Origin of the sequence: Acidiferrobacter thiooxydans (genome assembly GCF_003333315.1) — a bacterium.
GTDB classification, from domain to species: Bacteria; Pseudomonadota; Gammaproteobacteria; order Acidiferrobacterales; family Acidiferrobacteraceae; genus Acidiferrobacter; species Acidiferrobacter thiooxydans.
Window position 1 is genome coordinate 734,746 of the sequence record NZ_PSYR01000002.1, and the last position, 22,493, is coordinate 757,238.

15 protein-coding genes are annotated in these 22,493 nt (G+C 63.7%); 10 read left to right on the forward strand and 5 right to left on the reverse strand.

Annotated features, from left to right (window positions below; translation table 11 throughout):
• Position 1 precedes the first annotated feature (1 nt).
• A complete protein-coding gene (locus C4900_RS10590; RefSeq protein WP_147267127.1) occupies positions 2-1,489 on the reverse strand; it encodes an IS4 family transposase in 1,488 nt (495 codons plus the stop codon).
• A 159-nt stretch (positions 1,490-1,648) separates the two neighbouring features.
• On the opposite strand from C4900_RS10590, the gene C4900_RS10595 reads away from it, so the two are divergent.
• The 7 genes from C4900_RS10595 to C4900_RS10625 all read left to right on the forward strand — a co-directional run bounded on the left by C4900_RS10595 (position 1,649) and on the right by C4900_RS10625 (position 9,737).
• Complete coding sequence (locus C4900_RS10595) at positions 1,649-2,500, forward strand: hypothetical protein (RefSeq protein WP_114283065.1); 852 nt, start codon at positions 1,649-1,651, stop codon at positions 2,498-2,500.
• 14 nt (positions 2,501-2,514) lie between these two features.
• Positions 2,515-3,036, forward strand: coding sequence for a hypothetical protein (locus C4900_RS10600; protein ID WP_065971162.1), 522 nt, complete (start codon positions 2,515-2,517; stop codon positions 3,034-3,036).
• Positions 3,033-4,361 carry a PelD GGDEF domain-containing protein gene (locus tag C4900_RS10605; RefSeq protein ID WP_065971165.1) on the forward strand — a complete coding sequence of 443 codons (1,329 nt, stop codon included), beginning with the start codon at positions 3,033-3,035 and terminating at the stop codon, positions 4,359-4,361. The genes C4900_RS10600 and C4900_RS10605 overlap by 4 nt, the downstream gene beginning before the upstream one ends.
• A complete protein-coding gene (locus C4900_RS10610) occupies positions 4,351-5,343 on the forward strand; it encodes a tetratricopeptide repeat protein (RefSeq protein ID WP_065971167.1) in 993 nt (330 codons plus the stop codon). Before C4900_RS10605 ends, C4900_RS10610 begins: the two co-directional genes overlap by 11 nt.
• Positions 5,340-6,857 carry a GT4 family glycosyltransferase PelF gene (gene pelF / locus C4900_RS10615; RefSeq protein ID WP_065971168.1) on the forward strand — a complete coding sequence of 506 codons (1,518 nt, stop codon included), beginning with the start codon at positions 5,340-5,342 and terminating at the stop codon, positions 6,855-6,857. Before C4900_RS10610 ends, pelF begins: the two co-directional genes overlap by 4 nt.
• Before the next feature lie 69 nt (positions 6,858-6,926).
• The gene (gene pelG / locus C4900_RS10620; protein ID WP_065971169.1) at positions 6,927-8,309 is read left to right on the forward strand and encodes an exopolysaccharide Pel transporter PelG; all 1,383 of its coding nucleotides are present in this window, start codon (positions 6,927-6,929) and stop codon (positions 8,307-8,309) included.
• 147 nt (positions 8,310-8,456) lie between these two features.
• Positions 8,457-9,737, forward strand: coding sequence for an EAL domain-containing protein (locus C4900_RS10625; protein ID WP_083995949.1), 1,281 nt, complete (start codon positions 8,457-8,459; stop codon positions 9,735-9,737).
• Positions 9,738-10,589: 852 nt separating this feature from the next.
• Here the strand turns inward: C4900_RS10625 and C4900_RS10630 are convergent.
• On the reverse strand, positions 10,590-11,630 hold the full coding sequence (locus C4900_RS10630) for an IS110 family RNA-guided transposase (RefSeq protein WP_114282111.1): 1,041 nt from the start codon (positions 11,628-11,630) through the stop codon (positions 10,590-10,592).
• A 347-nt stretch (positions 11,631-11,977) separates the two neighbouring features.
• On the opposite strand from C4900_RS10630, the gene C4900_RS10635 reads away from it, so the two are divergent.
• Entirely contained in the window at positions 11,978-16,945 is a 4,968-nt protein-coding gene (locus tag C4900_RS10635) for a chemotaxis protein CheB (protein WP_114283066.1), read from the forward strand.
• 129 nt (positions 16,946-17,074) lie between these two features.
• Here C4900_RS10635 and galE read toward each other — a convergent pair whose 3' ends face one another.
• On the reverse strand, positions 17,075-18,088 hold the full coding sequence (gene galE / locus C4900_RS10640; RefSeq protein WP_114283067.1) for a UDP-glucose 4-epimerase GalE: 1,014 nt from the start codon (positions 18,086-18,088) through the stop codon (positions 17,075-17,077).
• A 371-nt stretch (positions 18,089-18,459) separates the two neighbouring features.
• Here galE and C4900_RS10650 point away from each other — a divergent pair, with 371 nt between their 5' ends.
• Positions 18,460-19,800, forward strand: coding sequence for an ammonium transporter (locus C4900_RS10650; RefSeq protein WP_065971175.1), 1,341 nt, complete (start codon positions 18,460-18,462; stop codon positions 19,798-19,800).
• A 29-nt stretch (positions 19,801-19,829) separates the two neighbouring features.
• On the forward strand, positions 19,830-20,321 hold the full coding sequence (locus tag C4900_RS10655) for a hypothetical protein (protein WP_114283068.1): 492 nt from the start codon (positions 19,830-19,832) through the stop codon (positions 20,319-20,321).
• Between the two features lie 7 nt (positions 20,322-20,328).
• Here C4900_RS10655 and C4900_RS10660 read toward each other — a convergent pair whose 3' ends face one another.
• Positions 20,329-20,955: a glutathione S-transferase family protein gene (locus tag C4900_RS10660; protein ID WP_065971366.1), complete on the reverse strand. Its 627-nt coding sequence runs from the start codon at positions 20,953-20,955 to the stop codon at positions 20,329-20,331.
• Between the two features lie 132 nt (positions 20,956-21,087).
• Positions 21,088-22,419, reverse strand: a complete 1,332-nt coding sequence (locus tag C4900_RS10665; RefSeq protein WP_114283069.1) for an RNA-guided endonuclease InsQ/TnpB family protein — start codon at positions 22,417-22,419, stop codon at positions 21,088-21,090.
• Between the last annotated feature and the right edge of the window lie 74 nt (positions 22,420-22,493).

Consider the following 22,493-nt stretch of genomic DNA (forward strand, 5'->3'; position numbering starts at 1 on the left):
TTCAGCTCGAGTCGCGCGGGCTGAGGACATGTTTATGGGCACGCAGTGTCTCGACCGTCTCGTAAAGACTCGTCCAGCCGCGCCAGAGCACGGTGACGCCGGGTTCGCCATCCCCCTTGCGGCCCAAGTGGCCGCCGAGCCGGCCCAGCATGCGCACCATGTCGCGCAGCGTCGGGGCAGGACCTGCGGGGGGCAATGCCCGCGTGACGCGGATATGCAGCGCTTCGACCTCCTCCTCGGAGAACACCTCGGTGGCCGGCCGATCCGGGTGCGCGCGGGCCAGGTAGGTCACATGCATCAGGCGCACGCCGATGATGCTGAAAAGCGTCAGATAGCGCTTGAGGCGCAAGGCCTCCTCGAGCAGGCAGTCCTCGACCTTGCAGCCGGATTTGAGCACCTTATGCCAGATCTCGATGCCCCAGCGCCGCCCATACCACCGCACCTTCTCGGTGGCGGACGCGAAGTCTTTGACGATGAGATTTGTGAGCAACACCCAGCTGATCGGCTCCACCCCGGCCGGCGGGGACGACTCGGTCGCCCCGATCAGGGTGACGGTCACAGGCTCGCTGGAGCCGGACGTCTGGGCCGCCCCACGGCGCGGTGGGGGCTGGATCGTGACCTCGGCTGTGCGCACCTCGATCGCCGCCGTGCGCGCCTTACGACTGCCGTTGCCAGGAACCTCAATCGTCATGCTCCCCCATGCCGGGGCATCGCTCAACGCCTCGAGCATCCGCGTGCAGCCCGCGCTGTCTTCGGGCACGAGCTTGCGGTCGGTGCGCGCGCGGATGAGATAGTGCGCCTGCAGGTCCTGGGCGCGTGTCAAGAACTCGAAGAAGTCCGATTCGCGGTCGGCCACGGTGACGACCGGCACGCCCGCGGGCGCCCGCTCGACCGTCTCTTTGAGCGCAATAAGCCATTTCGCGCTCTCTTTTTCCTCGATCGCCGTGACCTGCAGGCGCTCGATCTTCTCCTGATAGTCTTCCTCCGGGATCTCCCCGCGCGCCCAGATGCTTTGGCTCACGATCCCGAGCGGCACGCCCGAGGTGGTGAAGGCCAGTGCGTTATGCATGATGAGGCCCCGGTCATGCGCGGCGTTGCTCTTGCCAATCGGTCCGAGGCCCCGAGTCCTGACGTGCCGGCCGTAGGAGAAGAAGACCGTGTCCTGCATCACCAGCACCGCACCCCCGCAGCCGGCCATGCGCGCGGCCGTCGCTTCCCAATGGGGTTTGAGGATCCCCGCCGCGCTCGCCTTGGCATTATTGAACAGCCGATACGCCGCTTGCGTACTGGCCCAATTGCCGCACGCTTCATTGATCGGCGAGCCGGGAGATTGGGCGAGATATTCCGCAGTTTTCACCAAGCGACGATCCAGGCGTTTATCGGAGAGGTCGGCGCGGGCAAACTCTTGTCTCACCCACTCGACCGACTCTGTGCCGGCCTCCATGATCGCCCGCACATCCGGATCCCCACAACGCCTCGACTTTTGCACGCCGTCCGCCTGTCCTTGTCGCACGCCGCGACAACCGCCACCTTACGCAATCTCGGCGCGTGTGTCCAGCACTTTCGTTAGGCGCGTCAAACAATCAGAGAAAATCGCCAAAGATGTGTGCAATAGAAAGGTTTCAGTGCCCTAAGCGAGGGCGTCAGCGTGCGTCACGAGCTAAATCCGGGGACCGCGCTGGAAGTCGGGGCGCGCAATAGCCTCGACAGCCGCACCGATCCGGCGCTCATCGGCGCCATCCCACGCTTCGACCGCTCTCAGTACTTCGGCATCGCGGCACGCCGTCCGTCCGGCCGTTACCGCCTCACCGTGGGTCGCCGTTCAGCCGTTACCCGCTTCCTCTACGCCCAAGCCCTCTGGCAGACGGCATTCTGGCCGCATAGCACCCAGACAGTGCGCGTGAACTATCATGCGCGCGCCTACGACTTACCATCGCTCTATCTCGGTGGCGTCAAAAACGGCGTAAGCGTGGTCGATGCCGAGGCCTTGACGGTACGCGACACCGTGAACGCGCGGCTCTCCTACCGGCAACTTCGCGGCCAGGGGGGCGGCGCGCTCGCCACCGGCGTGATCGCCTCTTTCCACTACGGTCACAAGGTCTTTCTCAGCTACCCCGACATCACCGTCGGTGCCGCACTGTCGTTCGCGCACTATCGCGCCGCAAGCGGCCCCGTGCCGCAAGCCCTCGTGCCGCTGCTCCCCCCAGGCGACGGCATCGGCTTTTTTGTGCCGCAAAGCTATGCCCAAGCAGGTCTCGACGTGCACTTCGGCGAGGACTACCGGCGTCATTATGCCCCCAGCCTGCGTCCATTCCTCGATCTCGAGGTATTCGACAACAGCGTCACCCATGCCGGCTACGACCTCTCGGTCGGGGTGGCGACGCCTATCGTGGGACCCGACCACTTGGCTGTCTACTACACCCGCAGCCAGGGGGGCGTCGGTATCGAAAACCGTCTGCAGGCCGTCGGCATGCGCTATGACTACCACTTCAAACCCTAGGAGAGAGGACCCTCATGACCCTGATAAAGCGCGTCTTTGGTATCACCACAGGTATCCTGCTGTCGGGCTGTGCGAGTACCGCACTCCAAGCAAGCCGCGCCCCACGGCTTGCGCACAGCGCTGCCATCGCCGTGGCCCCATTCGCCAACTACACGACCACGCCCGGGGCAGGCTCGCGCGCCGCATCCATGACCGCCAGTCTGCTGCTGGCCCATGGCCTGGCGCACGCAAGTACCATGACCGTCGATCACCATAATCGCCTGCCCCTGGGTCTCGAGCCCGATCCTGCAACCTTACTGCGTAAGGCCCGCACCATGGGTGATCGCTATGTGGTCGAGGGCGCGGTCCAGGAGTGGCGCTACACCATCGGCCTGGACGGACAACCGGCGGTCGCGGTCACCATGGACCTCGTGAACGTGAAGAGCGGGCGCATCGTGTGGACGGCCACCGCAAGCCGCAGCGGCGGGCCGCGCGAGAGCGTGGGCGTGCTCGCCGAGGATACCTTGAACGCCATGATCCGAAGGCTGCTCTCGTGAACGTGCGCACACACCTTGCGCCCTCGCCCCAGGCACGGACCTGGGTGGAGGCCGTCGCGATCCCGGTGATCGCGATCGCGGTGGCGTTTGCGGTAAGCCCCCGCGATCCGTTTCTTGTGAATGCCACGTTCCCCTGGCTGTGGTTCGCGCCGGTACTGGTGGCCCTGCGCTACGGGCTCGCCCCGGCAGTGCTATCACTTGCGATCCTGGTCCTGTCGTTCGTCGGCGCCCGCCTCGGGCTGCCCGCTTTGTCTATCCATCGCCTTCCACAAGGGCAGTTCCTGGGTGGCATCATGCTGACGCTGCTCGCCGGGGAATATGGCTCCCTGTGGATCCTGCGCCTGCGCCGCTCCGAACAGATGAGCACCTATGCCGCGCAACAACTGGAGGGGTTGACGCGCACACTCCATATGACCCGACTGTCGCATGACCGGCTCGAACAGACCCTCATCGGCAAGCCCGTCACGCTGCGTGACTCCCTGCGCGAACTCCGCCACGAACTCGCTACCCGCGGGGGCGCCCTCACGAGCGAACTCGCCGCGCGCCTGCTGCACCTGACCGCCTACCATGGCGGCTTCGAACAAGCGGCCCTATATGCGGTCTCCGGGGATGTCATAGAACCCCAACCGCGCGCCCACATCGGCGAGGCGTTCGTCCTGGATCGCGATGACATCCTGGTCAAGCGCTGTTGCGAGAAACGCCGTACCGCCTACTGGGCGGCCAATTCCCTGAAAGAGGGGCAGCACAGCGCCTACCTGGTCGCAGCCCCTATGCTCACCTCCGACGACACCCTGCTCGGCGTACTCGTGGTCGCGACCATGCCCTTCCTGTTCCTGCAAGACGAGAACCTCCTCACCGTAAGCGTCCTGCTGGCCTATGTCGCCGATGACGCAAAGGCCGCGCGTACCGCCCAGGACATGCTGCAAAGCCTGCCGCAATGCCCGCCCCGGTTCGCCGCCGAGACCGTCAAGCTCGCGCGGTGTGCGCGCGACCTGAATCTCACGAGCAGTCTCGTCACCACCGCCATTACGGTTGCCGACGACTCCTTGCGCGAGACGATATTGGATGACCTTGCGGCGCTTGCGCGCGGCCTCGACGACAACTGGCGCGTCATAGCGCCTCCGGTCGGCCGGTTGATCACACTGCTGCCGTTTGGCAAACGCTCGGTGGCCGAGGGTTATGTCCAACGCCTGCAGGCACGCCTCGACGAGAAGTTTGGATTGGCGAAGACGGAGGCGACCTTTTCGGTATCCATCCACGAGATCACAGGCGGCGACCCACTCCCGATATTGCGCACCGCCGCAGGGGTCGACGATGGCAGTTGAGCTCACATCCTACCTTCTGTCCCACGCCTCGCTTGCGGGCGTCGCGCGCCCGTTTCGCGGACTGCCCGCGCGGCTTTTGCTGGCCTACGCGCTGGCCGCCAACGGCATCCTCGCGCTCGTGCTCGCCGTCCCCATGGCGCGCCTGCTGCCCAAGGCCTATCGCGGACAGCGCGGCTCGTGGCTGTGCGCGATCCTTATGGCCACCGTACCGGTCGCCGGCGTGCCGATTGCCCTGCTTCTGACCGTGGGTATAGCGCGTCTGAACAGTCGCATATCGGCGCCCGAACCCGAGACCCTGGGGCTGCCGGCGTTCGGCAGCGAGATGCGCGGCCGGCAACCCCACATGGGGGCCGGTGGCGCGTGGGCGGTATTGCGCGCCCGGGATGCCGGCATCACGCGCGGCGTGCGCGCCCTGCTGGCCCTCGATCCCAGGCTCTCGCGCCAGACCGCGCCGCTGGTACGCGCCGCCCTACGCCACCCCGAGGAGGATCTGCGGCTGCTCGCCTATGGGTTGCTCGACCAGCGTGAAGGGGATCTCGCGCAGACCATCAACGAGACCCTCTCGTTACGCCGGTCCCTGGGCCCCGACGTTGACGGCAGCGCCCTGGAGAAACGTCTGGCGTTCCTCTACTGGGAACTCCTCTACCAGGACCTGTCGCGGGACCACCTGCGCCTGCATGCCATCCAACGTGCCCAGACCCACGCGCTAGTCGCCCTGCAGCATCGCCCCGAGGACGCGACATTGCATGTCCTCATGGGCCGCATCGCCATGCTCGAGGGCCACCATCTGGCCGCGCGCACCCATTGCGAGCGGGCCTTGGACCTGAATGCGGCACCCGGACAAGTCCTGCCCTATCTCGCCGAGACCCGCTTTCGGGTGGGCGACTATGCCGCACTTAAAGATATGGCCAAGAGCTACCCGTCGCTGCTCGATCTCCCCACCATAGGACCGGTGGCCCGGTTCTGGAGCGCCACCCCATGACTACCCCGTTTCCGACCGCCACCTCGGTCGACATCATGTTGTTGCTCGAGGGCACCTTCCCGTATGTGAGCGGGGGTGTCTCGTCGTGGGTCAATCAGCTGATGCAAGGCCTGCCCGAGTACCGTTTCGGGATCGTCTTCCTGGGGAGCCGCCCGGAGGACTACGGCCCCGTGAAATACAGGCTTCCTACGAATCTCGTCCACCTCGAGGCCCATTACCTGTTCGCCGGAGGCGACGCGCCGCCCCCCAAGACCCCGCGGCGCATACCGGGGACCCCCGCCTGCCTGCGCGACCTGCACACCCGCTTGCGCCAAAAGGACAGGCCGTTTTTTCCCGAGGCCCTACGCGACCTGTCCTTTTATGCCGATGGCCACGGGCGCGTGCCACTCACGGAATTCCTGTACGGCGAAGATAGCTTCGCATACATCGCTGAAACGTATGAGCAGCGCTGCACGGACCCGTCCTTCGTCGATTATTTCTGGACGGTGCGCAATATGCACCTGCCAATCTGGCGGCTCGCGGCGGTCGCCCGCGAGCTCGTGCCGGCGCGCTGCTATCACGCGGTGTCCACCGGTTACGCAGGACTGCTCGGCGCGCTCCTGCATTGGCATACCGGCCGGCCGCTCATCTTGAGCGAGCATGGCATCTACACCAAGGAGCGGCGCATAGATCTGCTCAATGCCGCGTGGGTCGCGGACCGGCGCAGCCGTCTGGAACGCGATCCGAGCGAGATCAGCTATCTGCGCGAGCTCTGGATCGCGTTTTTCGAGTCGCTCGGACGTGCCTGCTACGAGGCCGCCGGGCGGGTCGTGGCCCTGTACCCGGCAGCCCAGGCCCGCCAGATCGCCGACGGCGCCGACGCGGCCCAGACCCTCATCATTCCAAACGGCGTGCCGATCGCGCCGTTTGCGGCGCTGCGCGTGCCACGCCCCGATTCGTCGTTCACCGCACCCGTCTTATGCCTGCTTGGACGCGTCACGCCGATCAAGGACATCAAGACCTTCATACGCGCGATGCGTGCGGTGATCGCCGAGATCCCCCAAGCACAAGGCTGGATCGTCGGCCCTGAGGACGAGGACCCGTCCTACGTGGCCGAATGCCGCGCCCTCATAGATAACCTCGATCTCTCCGGACATGTCCGCTTCAAGGGCTTCCAACCGGTCACAGACATCCTGCCGCAGGTCCATCTGCTGATCTTGAGCTCGATCAGCGAAGGCCTACCGCTCGTGCTCCTGGAGGGTTTCGCCGCCGGCGTGCCGGCGGTGTGCACCGACGTCGGCGCCTGTCGCCGCCTGATATTCGGCGGCGAACACGACGACCTGGGAGCGGCCGGAGACATCACCGGCATCGCCGACCCGCTCGCCCTGGCGCACGCCGCCACCGCCTTACTTACCGACACCGCGCGCTGGCGCGCCGCGCAGGCCGCCGCCATCGCCCGCGTCGAGACCCACTACACCGACGTGCGCATGTATCAACAGTATCGCACGCTTTACCAAGAGGCCCACGATGCCTGACACACACCGTTGCGGCCTGCAAGCCGCCCTTGCCGCGAGGCACCGCTGCCGCCATGAGGAGGACTGCCCATGGCCGGCATAGGTTTTGCGCTGCGCAAGCTCATGCGCCACAACGACTATCTTGGCATTGTGCGCGCCTACTCTTACGCGGGCATCATAGGCGCAGGCCCATGGGTCATTTCCATCCTGGGTGTCATATTCCTCGGTTTCCTTAGCGCAAACCACGTCTTTCCCCCGCGCCTCATTAGCGAGTTCCAGACCTCGGTCACCTACTTGATCGCGACCAGCCTCATTTTCTGTGGCATCTGGCAGCTCGCCTTCACGCGTTATGTCGCCGACCGGATCTTCGATCACGAGCACGATCGTGTCCTGCCCAACCTGAACGGCCTTTTGGTGGTGGCCATGGGCAGCGCCTTTGCGTTGGCGGCGTTGGCTGCGCTCTTTTTGTTTTCCGGGACGGGGCTTGTCTATCGGCTGCTCATGACCGCGCTCTTTAGCCTGCTCACCGGCATATGGGTGGTAGCGGTCATGCTCACGGGCCTCAAGCATTACCGCGCCATCGTGGCAAGCTTTGGTATCGCCTATGGCATCACGCTCGGCATGGGACTCCTGATGCGGCCCTACGGCCTTGTCGGTCTGTTGTTCGCCTTTCTGCTAGGTCAGTGCCTGCTGTTTGCCGGACTGCTCGCCGCCGTCTACCGAGACTACCCATCGCCGAGTTTTTTGGCCTTCGATTTCCTGAGGCCCCGACGCATGTACCCCTCGCTGCTCGCCTGCGGATTTTTCTATAACGCCGCGATATGGGCCGACAAGTTCGTATTCTGGTTCACGCCCGACACCAGCCAGCCCGTGATCGGCCCGCTGCGCGCATCGGCCATATACGACCTCCCGATCTTTCTCGCCTATCTTGCCATCATTCCCGGCATGGCGGTATTTCTCATGCGTGTCGAGACCGATTTCGTCGACTACTACGACCGCTTCTACGAAGGCGTGCGCCAGGGCACGAGCCTCTCGTATATCCGTAATATGCGCAACGGCATGGTAACGAGTGCCAAGACCGGTATCTTCGACATCATCAAGCTCCAGTCGCTCACCACCATTCTGGCGTTCGTGGTCGGACCCGCGGTCCTGAAAGCCCTTGGCATCTCGCTCCTCTATGTGCCGCTTTTCAAGATCGACGTGGTTGGCGCAAGCCTACAGGTGGCGCTCATGGGCATCCTCAACATCTTCTTCTACCTCGACCGCCGTGCGCGCGTAGTGAGGCTCACGGCGATCTTTCTGGTACTAAACCTCGGACTCTCGATCCTGAGTACCCGCCTTGGCCTGTATTTCTACGGGTATGGCTTCTCGCTATCGCTGCTCATCTCGGTGCTCGTAGGTCTGGTGTGGCTCGATCGCGACATGGAGGCCGTCGAATACCAGACCTTCATGTTGCAGCCCTGGAACCACTAGCACGCCAAACACGCGCGCGGCAGCGATCTGTGGCGTCATAATAGAGTCATGCACGGGAAGGATAGTGACCGTATGTCCCACCATGGGCGCCTGTCGGGCAGGCACCCATGGTGGGCCACGGATCACCGACTATGACGGAACAGGATAATGCCAGGCCTCGGTCTTGCCAATGACGCAGACGACCTTCTGCGATCGGAGCTTGCGGCCCTCGAGGCCCTGATCACGCGGGATGGCGAGTGCTATGTCGCCCACCACCATGATCTCATACTGGGCAGCGCCTTTCAGCCCATCGTCAGTGTCGCCCATCGCCGCCCGGTGGCCCACGAGGCCCTGTTGCGCGCGCGGCGCCGAAATGGCGGCCCACTCTCGCCACTTGCAGTATTCGCCGCCCTACGCTCGACGCACGAGGTCGTCCACATCGACCGCCTGAGCCGATTCCTCCATATCCAGAACTATCTGCGTAGCGCACCGCAAGCGACCTGGCTTTTCCTGAATGTCGATGCCCGGTCCATCAATGCGCGTAACGATCACAGTCCCTTCGTCGGTCGCCTGCTGCGCCATTTCGCGATCGAAGGGCACAGGCTCGTAATAGAGATCCTCGAGGGCGCCATAGCCCGCTCCAGCCGCCTGACCGAGGCCGTTGCGTATTTCCGGAGCCGTGGATGCTTGACCGCCATAGACGACTTCGGGTCCGGCCATTCGAATTTCGATCGCCTCTGGCACCTGTCGCCGGAGTTCGTGAAGCTCGACCGCTCGCTTATCCGTCAGGCCCTCGACTATCGGCGGGTGCGCAATCTCCTCCCGCACCTGGTGGCACTCCTGCACGAGATCGGGGCACTCGTCATCATGGAGGGGGTTGAGACCGAAGACCAGGCCCTGATCGCCGTCGACAGCAACGTCGATCTGATCCAGGGCTTTGCGTTCGGCGATCCGCAGCCGACCCCCGCCACCGATGAGCCCGATGGGCTCCCGGCCCTGCATGCACGTATCCGCCGGCATCTGACGATGCCACTCGCACCTCGCGAGTACTGGGATGAGGCCTTTGTGGCGGTCATCCATCGGCTTGCCGCCGGCACCCCGTGGAGCGAGGCTCGCCTGGCGCTTCGCGGCGAACCGCGCCTGCTGCGCGCCTATATCGTCGACGCCGACGGGCGTCAGGCCGGGCCGCCCTACATGCCGCAACCGCGCGCCACCGATGCCGACCCCCGCTACGTCCCGCTCGCCGACACCGCGGGCGCCGACTGGTTCTCGCGTCCCTATTTCCGCCGCGCCTGCGCGCATCCAGGCCAACCGCAACTGACGCGCCCCTATTTCTCGATTCCCGACGCCACCCTGTGCGTGACCTGGGCGTGCTCCTTCGACCTTGCCGATACCATGCAAGTGTTGTGCTGCGACCTGCGCCCCGACGCCGTCGGCGCCCCGCCTTGATTAGGGCTCGCGGCCCCGAATGTTACCTTTTGCCGGCGCCAGACATCCCGGCACGTGGCGTCGAGGCGCAGGCCGCGCGCCATAGGAGCGACTCGTGGGTATCCGACGGCTAGCACGTCTTTATGCGGAAGCTGGGGACCCCGTAACATCGCGGCCGACGGAATCATCATGGCCGCGCCGTGAATCCGACATGGCCCAGGCATGACAAGGATGGCGGCTTCTGCCGTGGGCCCGGCGCTGTTGGGGCAAGTCTTCGAATGATCGACCGGGGGTGCCGCCGGCCTTCATGAGGGCGCAGATCGCAACGCCCTTAGGGATTGCGGCGAGGGCGGGATAGCGGAATCGGGCGCACCTTTTGCGCCCCGTCATCACAAGTGCGCGTAGGCCACTACCAAAACGGTCATCGTCGGGTACCAACTCCGGCCAGCTGATCGATGGCGATTCAATTATCGCAGCCCAGCCCGGCCCGCATATCCCTCGTAGGCAAAGCCTGGCCTGATTTCCGACACATCTCATATTGGAAAACGCTTATCCTAGAACGCCCTTATCCTTCAGACTCATACATGGTCGCCCCCAGTTTGCCAAGCCCTCATTTCACGATGTCAAGAAGGTACGGTATGCAGCCATACATCCGGACTTTTGATGAGGCATAAAGCCTCTGTCCCTGATGGAATTTGCTGAATGGCGTCTCATCATTTCAACGCACTCGAGGTGCTATGAGTCTGTCAGATTGAGCCATTCACGGTCCTACCTGCCTTGCCATCACGTCATGATTGCCTGAAGCAACCGTTGGGAGAGCCTCCTGGGTGTAACCCGCGTGTCTCGGTCCTCGTCTTTATTCCGCCGGTGCGGCTATGCGGCCACCGGCGTTGAGGATGATGTGTAGTCTGGTCGATAATCGCGCCCGTGGACGAGCAGCGCCCACGCCGTACGCGCATTCTTATTGGCAAGCGCCACCGCCGCGACGTTCTTGTGGCGGCGGTCGAGTAGCCGCTTCAGCCAGGCGTCCGTCCGGGCCTTACCTGCGGGGACGCGGGTCACCGCACGGGCACCATGGATGAGGAGTGTCCGCAGATAGACGTCTCCGCGCTTGCTGATGCCAAGCAACGTGGGCTTGCCACCGCTCGAATGCTGCCGGGGCACGAGCCCAAGCCAAGCGGCGAGTTGGCGGCCATTGGCGAAGGTCTTCGCATCACCAATCGAGGCCACGAGGGCCGTGGCCGTGATCGGGCCGATGCCGGGGATCGCGGCAAGCCGCTGACTATCTGCGTTCTGTCGGTGCCAGGCCTGGATCTGGGCCTCGAGTTCATGGACTTGGCGGTCCAGCTCACCCAGGTGGGCCGTTAGGCGTGCGATCAACGCGCGCAGGGTGTCGGGCAGGTCATTCTCGGCGTCTTCCAGGATTCGCGGGATGTACTTTGTGATGTGGCTCAGGCCTTGTGGGATCACGAGACCGAACTCCGCGAGCAATCCGCGGATCTGATTCCCCTGCGCGGTGCGCGCTTTGACGAATCCCTGGCGGGCGCGATGCAGGGCCAGGACCGCCTGACTCTCGGTGGCTTTGATGGGCACGAAGCGCATACTGGGACGGGACACGGCTTCACAGATCGCCTCGGCGTCGGCGGCATCATTCTTGTTGGTCCGCACATAGGGCTTTACGAACTGCGGAGCCATCAGCTTCACCGTGTGTCCCAACGCCGTAAGCTGCCGAGCCCAATGATGGGCGCTTCCACAGGCCTCCATACCGATCAAGCAGGGCTCCAAGTTGGCGAAGAACGTAAGAACCTGAGTTCGCTTAAGGGCCTTCCGGAACACCACCTTGCCCCGGCCATCCACTCCGTGAACCGCAAAAACGGCCTTTGCGAGATCCACTCCTACCGTTGTAACCTTCATTGTCGCCTCCTTCCTGTCAGTGGTACGTCACACGCTCCACTTTGGCACTGTTGATGCCGGTTAGGGAGGGGGCGACCATCCCATTATTTCATATTGGACAAGGCTTATCCTTGACAAGCTTCTCCTATTCCAGTAGCATCATTTTTTGTATGGTATAATTTTTTGATGGGCCGGGAGGGCCCGCACCCCACGGTTTTTCTATCGGTCGAGACAAGACTCGGACACGTCAAGCTTCGCCCGTGGATATAAGGCCCCGTTTCTAGACAAGCGCTCTGATCTCACCTTGTCCTGTTGTCCATCCGTCCCCGCGTGGGTCAGGCCAGGCCCACCTATAAAGAGTTACAGCGATGACAGCTCAGAAAACGCCTGCAAGGGTTCCCGGGCATGGCCCTCTCCCCGGTCCACGCTTTCCGATCGTGGGCATAGGGGCGTCGGCTGGCGGGCTTGAGGCGTTCACCGAACTCCTCTCCCATCTCCCGACGGACACCGGTATGGGCTTTGTGCTCGTGCAGCACCTGGCCCCCGCGCACCCCAGCGCATTGGTCCAGCTGCTGTCGGCGACGACCTCCATGCCGGTCCACGAGGCTAGGCACAGACAACGCGTCTTAGCCAATCACATCTACGTCATCGCCCCCAATACCTGCCTGCGTATTTCCGGGGGCGTATTGGTATTAAAGACGCGCGAGGCCGCGTCAGGGGCGGTGCGTACCATTGATATCTTCTTGGAATCCTTGGCGCATGATCGCCAGGAACGCGCCATAGGCATCGTCCTCTCCGGCAACGCCTCCGACGGGACCATCGGCCTGGAGGCCATCAAGGCCCAGGGCGGTATCACATTCGCGCAGGACGATTCCGCCGCCTTTCGCTCGATGCCGCACAGTGCGGTCGCCGCCGGCTGCGTTGATCTGGTATTGGCCCCGAAAGAAATCGCCGAGGAACTGGCGCGCATCGCAAGCCACCCCTACGTCGCACAAGAGCGGCCGGTGGCGGTGCCAACTGTTGATCCGGCCACCCCCGCGCCTGCGCACAGAGCGGTGGCCTCCGCCCCCAAAAGCGCCCAAAAGGCCGCAAGGACGCGCGCCAGCACCCTCGAGGCACAAGATACGAGCGCCATCTATCTGCTCGTTCGTAAACACGCAGGCGTGGATTTCTCGCTCTACAAATCCGTCACCATGGAGCGCCGCATCAGCCGCCGTATGGCCTTACACGGCATGACCCAGGCGGCCGACTATGTGCGACTACTGCGCACGAATATCCCGGAGCTCGAGCGACTCACGACCGACATGCTGATCGGCGTCACGCGATTTTTCCGCGACCCGGAGGCCTTCGAGGTCGTGAAGCAGAACGTCTTCCCGACATTTTTCGCCTCTGGACGCAAAGACCCGCTGCGCATCTGGGTCCCCGCCTGCTCTACGGGCCAGGAGGCCTACTCCCTGGCGATGGCCGTCACGGAGTTCGGCGAACAGCACGGCGGCATGGCGCGCGAACTCCAGATCTTTGCGACCGATTTAAGTGCAAGCCGCATCGACACGGCGCGCGCCGGGCTCTATCCGGAAAGCCTGGTGCAGGACATCGGAGCCAAACGGCTGCGGCGCTTTTTCGTGGAAGAGGAAGGCGGCTATCGCATCTGCAAAGAGCTGCGGGGGCAGATCGTGTTCGCGCGCCACAACCTCTTAAGCGACCCGCCGTTTGCGCGCATGAATCTCATCAGCTGTCGCAATGTGCTGATTTATCTGGAGCCCGCTATCCAGAAACGGCTGTTGACCACCCTCCACTATGCCCTCAAAACCGATGGCTTTCTGCTCCTTGGGACATCCGAATCGGCAGCAACGGCCGGCGAACTTTTCCAGGCATTCGACAAAAAGCGCAAGATCTATACCAAAAAGGCCGGCGTCGGGTCGCGACTCATTCTTCCTGTGGTCACGCCCCGCCGCCTGTCCTCCGGGACCGAGCCCGCCTCCCCGCCCAACGGACGCGCTTTTGTCGGATTAAACGCCCAACGCGAGGCCGATCGCGTCACGGTCAAGCACTTTGCACCGCCTGGCGTGCTGATCAACGCCGATGGCGATATCCTGCAGTTTCGGGGCTCGACCAGCCCCTACCTCGAACCCCCAAGTTACAAAGCGAGCTTTAACGTACTGCACATGGCGCACGCCGATGTGGCGGTCCCATTGCGCGCTGCCCTCGCGAAGGCCATGAAGGGCGGGGGCGTGGTCCGTAAGCGCTACCAGCCAACGGACGATGAAGGATCGGGCCTGCCTGGCGTCACCATCGAGATCATCCCGCTAAAGAACCTCAAAGAACGACACTATCTGATCTTTTTTGAACCTATGGGGGCGTCCCGCCGCGATACGGCGGTCGCTCGCGAGACAGAGGCGCCCGCTCCTGCAGCCAGGGACCGCAGGACAACCCTGCGGCGCGCGCAGCGCTGCGAGCGCGAGCTTGTCGAGGTGCGCGACTCCATGGAGGCCCTCCAAGACCAGTATGAGGCCGCGAATGAGGAGCTCCAGGCGAGCAACGAGGAAATACAGTCGGCGAACGAGGAGCTGCAAAGCACCAATGAGCAGCTGGAGACCTCGCAGGAGGAAGTCGACTCGGCCAACGAGGAATTGATAACGATCAACAGCGAGTTGGCCCATCGCAACACCGAATTAAGCCACTTGAATGACGACTTAAGCAACCTGCAGTTGAGCGTCAATCTCCCCATGCTGGTGCTGGCCCGCGATCTACGCATACGAAACTTCACGCCACTCGCCGCCCGACTCTTTAACCTGGTCGCCACCGACATCGGCCAGTCCATCGCCGGGATCTATCATCACCTCGACTGCCCGGACCTTGCACAGCTCGCCGCCACGGTGATTGATACCGTCGCAGCGCACGAGCGCGAGATTCGCGATCAAGACGGGCGCTGGTACCTGTTGCGTATCCAACCCTACCTGACCTTCGATCGCAAGATCGACGGGGCGGTCATGGTGCTGGTGAGCATAGACGCCTTGAAGCGCAGCATGCTGGAGGCGGAGCGCGCGCTGGCGTATGCCCAGGCGATGCTGCGCACGGCGCGCGTGCCACTCCTGACACTAGACGGCGCGCTCCGCGTACATGCGGCAAACGACGCCTTCTACAAGACCTTCCAGCTATCTGCCACCGAGGTCGAAGGGCGCTCGATCTGGGAATTGAGCAACGGGGCGTGGGACATCACCGAATTGCACACCCTGCTCGAGATCCTGCCCCGCGACCGCCCTCTCGAAGATGTTGAGGTGGTCCATACCTTTCCGGTGCTGGGGCGCCGCACCATGCGCCTCAATGCCCGGCGCCTAGACGAGAGCGACGGCGCCCCCGATATGTTCGTCCTGTCCATTGAGGATGTCACGGAACACCTCGCGTCGCGCGAGGCGATACGCCGTTCGGAGGTCCGGTACCGGCGCCTGTTCGAGGCGGCACAGGACGGCATATTAATCCTCGACGCCGACAGCGGGCGCATCGCCGACGCCAATCCACTCATGACCCGGTTACTGGGCTATACGCCCGCCGAACTGGTGGGCCGCGAGCTTGCTCATATCGGCCTCTTTCCCGACGCGTCGTTCCGCGATGAGATGCTCGCGCAACTGCGCACCATAGGCTACGCCCGCTTCGACAACGTGCCCGTGAGGGCCAAAGACGGCGAGCGGCGCGTGGTTGAGGCCGTCTGCAATCTCTACGAAGAAGAGGGAAACCGGGTCATACAATGGAATATCCGCGACGTGACGCGCCGTATGGAAGCGAACGAGGCGTTGCGCGCGAGTGAGGCCCGCTTCCATGCCATCGCCGATAACGTCCCGGTCATGATCTGGATGCGCAACCCCGACAATCAGCTCACATACTTCAACTCCGGCTGGCAGACATTTATCAGCGGGGGCGACGATCAAGCAAAAGACGGCCATTGGCGGGCCGCCATCCATCCCGAGGATCGTGCGCTCTGCCTCGAGCACTACGCACGGGCCTTCGCGGACAGGAAGCGCTTTGAGCTCAAGTATCGCCTGCGCCAGCACAATGGTGAGTATCGCCTCATTCTCGACGTCGGTATCCCACTCATGTGGGAAGGAAAGCTTACAGGATATATCGGCTCGTGCATCGATGTGACCGAGCGCGAACAGATAGATATGGAGCTCTCAAAATCGAGCAAACTGGAATCTGTCGGCATCCTGGCCGGCGGCATTGCCCACGATTTCAATAATCTATTGACCGCGATTATCGGCAACATCGGGCTCGCGCGCCTTTCACTGGATCCCCGCAGCGAGTTGTTCAAGAGCCTGATGGCAGCCGAGCATGCCGGCCTGCGCGCCCGGGACCTCTCCCAGCAGTTGCTCATTTTTGCACACGGCGGCACACCGATCGAAAATACGCTTTCATTGGGAAATGTATTGAGGGAATGGCTGGCCTTCGCCGCGCGCGGCTCGAACACCCAGGTCATCTCCTCTATTGCCGCGGATCTGTGGCCGGTGGAGGCCGATAAAGGGCAATTGAGCCAAGTCATCAATAACCTGATCCTGAACGCGCAACAGGCCATGCCGCAAGGCGGGACCATTCATGTCGTTGCGGAGAACGTGACCCTGGGTCCCGACAACGGTCTACCCCTGATCGGTGACTATGTACGGACAGCGATCACAGATCAGGGCGATGGTATAGCGAAGGCCCATTTAGGCAAGGTATTCGACCCCTTCTTTACCACCAAACCCAAAGGCACGGGGCTTGGCCTTGCCACATCCTACGCCATCATAAAAAAACACCGCGGCCATATGACGGTCCAATCGGAACCCGGGCAAGGGGCCACCTTCTGTCTGTACCTGCCGGCCTCCGAGAAAAAAGCGATAGGGCTTACGCCCGGCAAGACCGGGACACCGCCGCAGGGCACCGGTAAGATCCTTTTCATGGACGATGAACCCGTGATCCGTCGATTTGCCGACAAGGCCTTGGCAAGCTTCGGCTACCAGATCGAATCGGTGGCAGACGGGCAGCAGGCCATCGAGCGCTATCGCGCGGCGCGCGAAGAGGGCCGTCCCTATGACGGCGTAATCCTCGATCTCACCGTTCCCGGTGGCATGGGTGGCCACGAGACCATGCAGGCGCTGCTCGCGATTGATCCAGGGGTGCGCGCCATCGTCACAAGCGGCTACTCCAACGATCCGATCATGGCGGATTACAAGGCCTACGGCTTTTGCGGGTGCATCACCAAGCCCTATCAACTCGAAGACCTGCGCGCCGTGGTTTTCTCGCTTTGTCAGCGCGACGACGACCGCGACGCCTCGCACGCACCGAAGGATGCCCCGACCGCGTGACGTGCCCTCGGGAGAGCATCGCGCAAGACCCTTACCTGTGACACGATCGGCTGCCATCCACCACGCGATACCAACGCCTGGCCGTAAAAGGGTCCTGGCGCCCGGCGCTGCGGCGCACCCCGGCTCGCGTTACTCTTCGTAACCTGTGGGATTACGCTTTTGCCAGCGCCAGGCGTCCCGACACATGGCGTCGAGGTCGTAGGTGGCGCGCCACTGGAGAAACGCGTCGGCGGCCGATGGATCGGCATAGCATTGGGCCACATCCCCCGGCCGGCGCGCCACCAGCTTATAGGGTATGGGCCGCCCGCAGGCCCGGCGGAAGGCCTCCACCATCTCCAGCACTGAGTAACCGCGGCCGGTGCCAAGATTCACCGTGAGCATGCCCGCGTGGGTGTGCAGGTAGCGCAGGGCCGCGACATGCCCCGAGGCCAGGTCCGCGACGTGGATGTAGTCGCGCACCCCGGTGCCATCCGGCGTCTCGTAGTCGCCCCCGAAGATGTGCAGCGCCTCCCGGCGCCCGACCGCGACCTGGCAGATATAGGGCATGAGGTTGTTGGGGACATCCTGGGGATCCTCCCCCAGCAGTCCGCTCTCATGGGCCCCCACCGGATTGAAGTAGCGCAGGCGCGCGATCCGCCAGCGGGGATCGGCGGCCGCGAGATCGGCGAGCACGTCCTCGATCATGATCTTCGAGCGCCCATAGGCATTGGTCGCGGCGCGCGGGAAGTCCTCGCGTATGGGCACCCGCGCCGGGTCACCATAGACCGTGGCCGACGACGAGAACACAAAGGTCCGCACCCCCGCCCGATCCAGGGCGCGCAACAACGTGATCGTCCCCTGGACGTTATTTTCATAATAGAGGAGCGGCTTACGCACCGACTCCCCGACCGCCTTGAGACCGGCAAAATGGATGACCGCGTCGAAGGCCTGCTCGCCCAAAAGCCGGTCGAGGGCCGCGGCGTCGCGCACATCGCCTAGCACGAACGCCGGGCGCGTGCCGACGATCGCCGCCATGCGTGATACTACCGCCACGCGGCTGTTCGACAGGTTGTCCCATAAAACCACGTCATGACCGGCCTCCATGAGGCTTACGGCCGTGTGTGAACCGATATAACCCGTACCCCCGGTCACCAGAACCCTCACGCCACCCTCTCTTCCCTAAATCGCATCCCGGGCATCGTAGGGGAAGACCCTGCTTACGACAAGCAAAGGTTGCCCTGCCGCACCGCCCTTGCGCGGTGCCTGGGCGTCCGCCGGCACGGGCACAGGCAACGACCACGCTATGCCCATGCCGGCGCCCTCCCAGGATACCAGCGACCCAATGCGGGTCATGCCCCGCAACAGGGCATCACTACGGGCCAAATGCCCCATATAGGGGCAGATGGTGGGGGCGCCCTCGCGATTTTTCCCTGCAAACTCAACAGCAGCCCTCCCTTTCGGGAATGCGCGGGCGCGCTCGGTCGTGGGCACGGATCTTGCCTTGGTCCGGTCGCATTTCACAAATTGGGGGAATTATGCTGATACCTGCACCGAGCTGGCTGAATGCCGGCGACAATGCGTGGCAATTGACCGCCGCCACGATTGTCGGTCTTCAAAGTGTCCCGGGCCTTGTCATACTTTACGGGGGCATCGTCAAAAAGAAATGGGCGGTGAACTCCGCGTTCATGGCGCTCTATGCCTTCGCGGCCGTGCTCGTCGCCTGGGTGCTGTGGGCCTATAACATGAGCTTCGGCCCCGAACTCACGACCTTCCTCGGCCATCCCGGGCCCATCATATCGTCGGTCCTAGAGGAGGGCCGGGCGACGATACCGGCGGCGGCATCCGGCATGCCGGGACTCGCCTTTCCGATGGCGACCATGGTGTTCTTTCAGTTCGTGTTCGCCGCCATCACCTTGATCATCCTCGCCGGATCACTGCTCGGACGCATGAACTTCCGCGCCTGGATGGTGTTCGTGCCGATATGGCTTACGGTCGTCTATACGGTCGGCGCCTTCAGCCTGTGGGGTGGCGGCTGGCTCGGTAGCCTGGGCGTGGCCGACTTCTCCGGCGGCTACGTCATCCATCTCGCCGCAGGCGTCTCGGGATTCACGGCCGCCGCCATGATCGGCCCGCGCCTACAGCGCGACCGGGAGTCGTTCCTGCCCAATAGTGTGCTCGTGACCTTGGCGGGTGCCGGTATTCTGTGGCTCGGTTGGGATGGCTTCAACGGCGGCGACCCCTACTTCGCCAACGCCGATGCCGCCGCCGCGATCCTGAACACCAATATCGCGACCGCCGTGGCGCTGCTCACCTGGACGATCTTCGATACCACGTTCTTCAAGAAGCCCTCGGTCCTGGGTGCGGTCAACGGCATGATCTCGGGGCTCGTGGCGATTACCCCGGCCGCTGGCTACGTGAACGGCTGGGGGGCGATCATTATCGGCGTCTGCGCCGGCATCATCCCGTGGCTGAGCATGAACTGGCTCGGCAAAAAGGCCTTCATGCGTAAGGTCGATGACACCCTCGGCGTGTTCCACACGCACGCGGTGGCCGGCCTCCTGGGCGGCATACTGACCGGAATACTCGCCGATCCGCGCATGCTCGAATGGGTCGGTACCGGCAAGGCGGCGCCGGGCGTAAGCTATACGGGATGGGCCTATGGCGACTTCCACCAGGTGGTCCTGCAGCTCATCGGGGCGGGCTTCATCATCGCCTGGAACGTGGTAGGCACCGTCATCATCCTGAAGGTCATTAGTCTTTTCATACCGCTGCGCATGAGTGACGAGGACCTGCTGATCGGCGACGACGCGGCCCATGGCGAGGAGGCCTATGCGCTCCAGGGAGACGGCGAGCGCAGACCCGTACTCGGGGATTGACGTATGCGGCACGGGGCGGAGGCCATAACATGCGCCACCGCCCCGATGCCGGTACCCGCTACATCCGCTACCAGTTCCACCGCTGCCGTGCCACCGTCGCCGCCCATTTTCCGGGTACCCGCGAATGGTGTCATCGCTTCTGGCTGCGTGAAGGCGTGATGGCCGCAGGCGAGCTGGGGCTCGTCTTTCTCGGGGCCTTTGCGCTATGGCGCCTGACAGCACCCTTGGGCATGCCTGCGCGACTTGTGACCGAGGGGCTCGGCTATCTCCTGCTCTCGGGGCGGCTCATCCTGGCCCTGCCGCCACTCATCACCCGGATACGGGCATTGCGCCGCGACGTGGCCCATTACCGCGCGCACCGCGCCTATGTCGACGCCCAGATCCTGAACGCCACCGTAGCGCTACTCACGGCCTGGTCGATCTCGGAGGAACAGCTCATCGCCGCAGGCCTGCTACCAACCCCCCGAGACCGCCCCGCGAACCTCCGCCCACGGACCGCCCCGGCCCCTCCTGAAGGGTAGCCTGTCCTCAGCCGGCACCCACCGGCCGCCGGGGGACGGGAATGTAACCAGGCCATGCCTCAAGACGCGCAAACCAGGCGTGGATCGCAGGATAACCATCGAGCGCAAGGCCGCTTTCCGGATAGAGCGCGGTGTAGGGATAGCAGGCGATATCGGCGATCGTCGGGTGATCGGCCGCTAGCCATGCATGGTCCGTTAGACGCCCTTCGAGGGTCGCAAAGGCGATCTCGGCCAAACGCCGCGATTCCTCCAGGGTCCCGGTCTGCCCAAGGGCCCCTTTGAGACCCAAAGCGATGACGCGCGCCCGCGCCGTCCCGTAGCGTCCCTCGTTTTGCTCGAGCGCCAGCCACTGCATGACACGCGCCATGGACAGCGGGTCCCCCGGGAGCCACTGCTCCTGGCCGTAACGCCGAGCGAGATACACGAGGATGGCGGTGGAATCCCAGATCGCCGTACCCTCATCAGTCACCAGCACCGGGATCTGACCGCGGGGGTTTAAACGCACAAACTCGGCGGCACGTTGCGCGCCCTCGTCGAGGGCCACCGGCACACGTTCATAGGCCTGCCCGAGAAAGGCCAACAGCAACCGGATCTTGTAACAATTCCCGGACCGTTCGAGATCGTAGAGCTTCATTGTCATCCTCGCTGGATGGGATCCGTAAGGCGCATGCGGCGCCCGAACCCCCGTTCGTACCGAGCCGAGCCTTCTTACTGACATCCTCCCCGGCCTGACAGGCCATACGGCCTGCAATGAGGCCGGGGATTCCTACGGCGCCAAGGCGCGGCATTGAGCTGCCCCTAAGTCGCTTCGGCGGGTTCCTGCTGCTGGCGGCATGACTGCACCGCTCACTTCACAGGCGATTCGGGCTGTGGTGTCCCACCCGGCGGAAGCGTCCGCCGTGTCCTGCCCTTCGTCCCGCAGCATGTGCATCCCGCGGGAAAGGATGTTGATCGCGCCGACGAGATCGGCGTTGTCCGCGAAACCGCACTCCACGCAGGCAAATCGGGCTTGCGTCTTGCGATTGTCGGCGCTGATGTGGCCACAGCACGGGCACGTCCGGCTGGTGTAGTGCGGCGGCACGGCGACGAGCCAGCCGCCGTTCCACGCCAGCTTGTAGTCCAGTGGGCGGCGGAACTCGAACCCGCCCGGGTCGAGGATGGACTTGTTCAGGCCGGACTTGGCCCGGACGGTTCTTCCCGGTTTCTCGGTTGTGCCGGCCGCCGATTGGGACATATTCCGCACCGGCAGGTCCTCGAGACATACGATCGCGTGGTTTTGGCTGACATGGCCGGCCGCATGGCCGGTCGCAGTCGTGGTCTTGTGCAGGAAGTCGCGGCGGGTAGCACCGATCCGGGTATGGATGCGCTGGACGCGGGCCCTCGCCTTCTTCCCGTTGTGGCCGAACTTCTGTTTGCGGCTCATGGACTGCTGGGCCTTGCGAAACCGGTCCTGGTGCCGCTTGAAACCGTTGAGCGGGGCCACGAACGTGCCGTCCGAGAGCGTGGCGAAGCGCATGATCCCCCTGTCGATGCCGACCATGCTGGAGGCAGGGGGGACGGGTTCGGCCACATGGCGCTCGGTCTGGATGCTGATGAACCACTTGCCACCGCTCAGGGACACGGTGACATTCTTCACCGTGCCCAGCACCTCCCGGCTGTTGCGATAACGCAACCACCCGAGTTTGGGCAGGAACACCCGATCGTTGGCCTGATCGAGCTTGATCTGCTTCGGATCGGGATCGCGAAAGCGGTCGCGTTGGCCCTTCTTCTTGAAACGCGGGAAGTCGGCGTGCTTGGCGAAGAAGTTGGCGTAGGCCCGCTCCAAGTCCTTGAGCGTCTGCTGCAGCGGGTGAACGGGCGCGTCCGCAAGCCAGGCCGCCGTGCGGCCGGATGGCAGCGGGGCGCCATTGCGCCATGCGGTGAGTTCCTTGCACAGTCCGGCGTAGCCAAGCCTCTTCTCGCCACGCTCGTAGCGTTTCTTCTGTAAAGCCAGCGCCTCATTGAACACGACACGGCACGAGCCGGCGAAGCGGCGCATCTGACGCTGCTCATCGCCAGTCGGTATCAGTTCATACTTGAAGGCTTGGAGGCGCTGCATGCGGATAGTATAGATCACCGAAAGGACGCCTTCGGCGTCCGCGCTATCCTTCCCCGCCCTGCACGGCGGGGCTT

Bases quoted from the DNA above. Each gene is read 5' to 3' on its own strand.
- C4900_RS10600 (WP_065971162.1), top strand. From the start codon at position 2,515: ATGACCCTGATAAAGCGCGTCTTTGGTATCACCACAGGTATCCTGCTG.
- C4900_RS10610 (WP_065971167.1), top strand. From the start codon at position 4,351: ATGGCAGTTGAGCTCACATCCTACCTTCTGTCCCACGCCTCGCTTGCG.
- pelF (WP_065971168.1), top strand. From the start codon at position 5,340: ATGACTACCCCGTTTCCGACCGCCACCTCGGTCGACATCATGTTGTTG.
- pelG (WP_065971169.1), top strand. From the start codon at position 6,927: ATGGCCGGCATAGGTTTTGCGCTGCGCAAGCTCATGCGCCACAACGAC.
- C4900_RS10625 (WP_083995949.1), top strand. From the start codon at position 8,457: ATGCCAGGCCTCGGTCTTGCCAATGACGCAGACGACCTTCTGCGATCG.
- C4900_RS10630 (WP_114282111.1), bottom strand. From the start codon at position 11,630: ATGAAGGTTACAACGGTAGGAGTGGATCTCGCAAAGGCCGTTTTTGCG.
- C4900_RS10635 (WP_114283066.1), top strand. From the start codon at position 11,978: ATGACAGCTCAGAAAACGCCTGCAAGGGTTCCCGGGCATGGCCCTCTC.
- C4900_RS10650 (WP_065971175.1), top strand. From the start codon at position 18,460: ATGCTGATACCTGCACCGAGCTGGCTGAATGCCGGCGACAATGCGTGG.
- C4900_RS10655 (WP_114283068.1), top strand. From the start codon at position 19,830: ATGCGCCACCGCCCCGATGCCGGTACCCGCTACATCCGCTACCAGTTC.
- C4900_RS10660 (WP_065971366.1), bottom strand. From the start codon at position 20,955: ATGAAGCTCTACGATCTCGAACGGTCCGGGAATTGTTACAAGATCCGG.
- C4900_RS10665 (WP_114283069.1), bottom strand. From the start codon at position 22,419: ATGCAGCGCCTCCAAGCCTTCAAGTATGAACTGATACCGACTGGCGAT.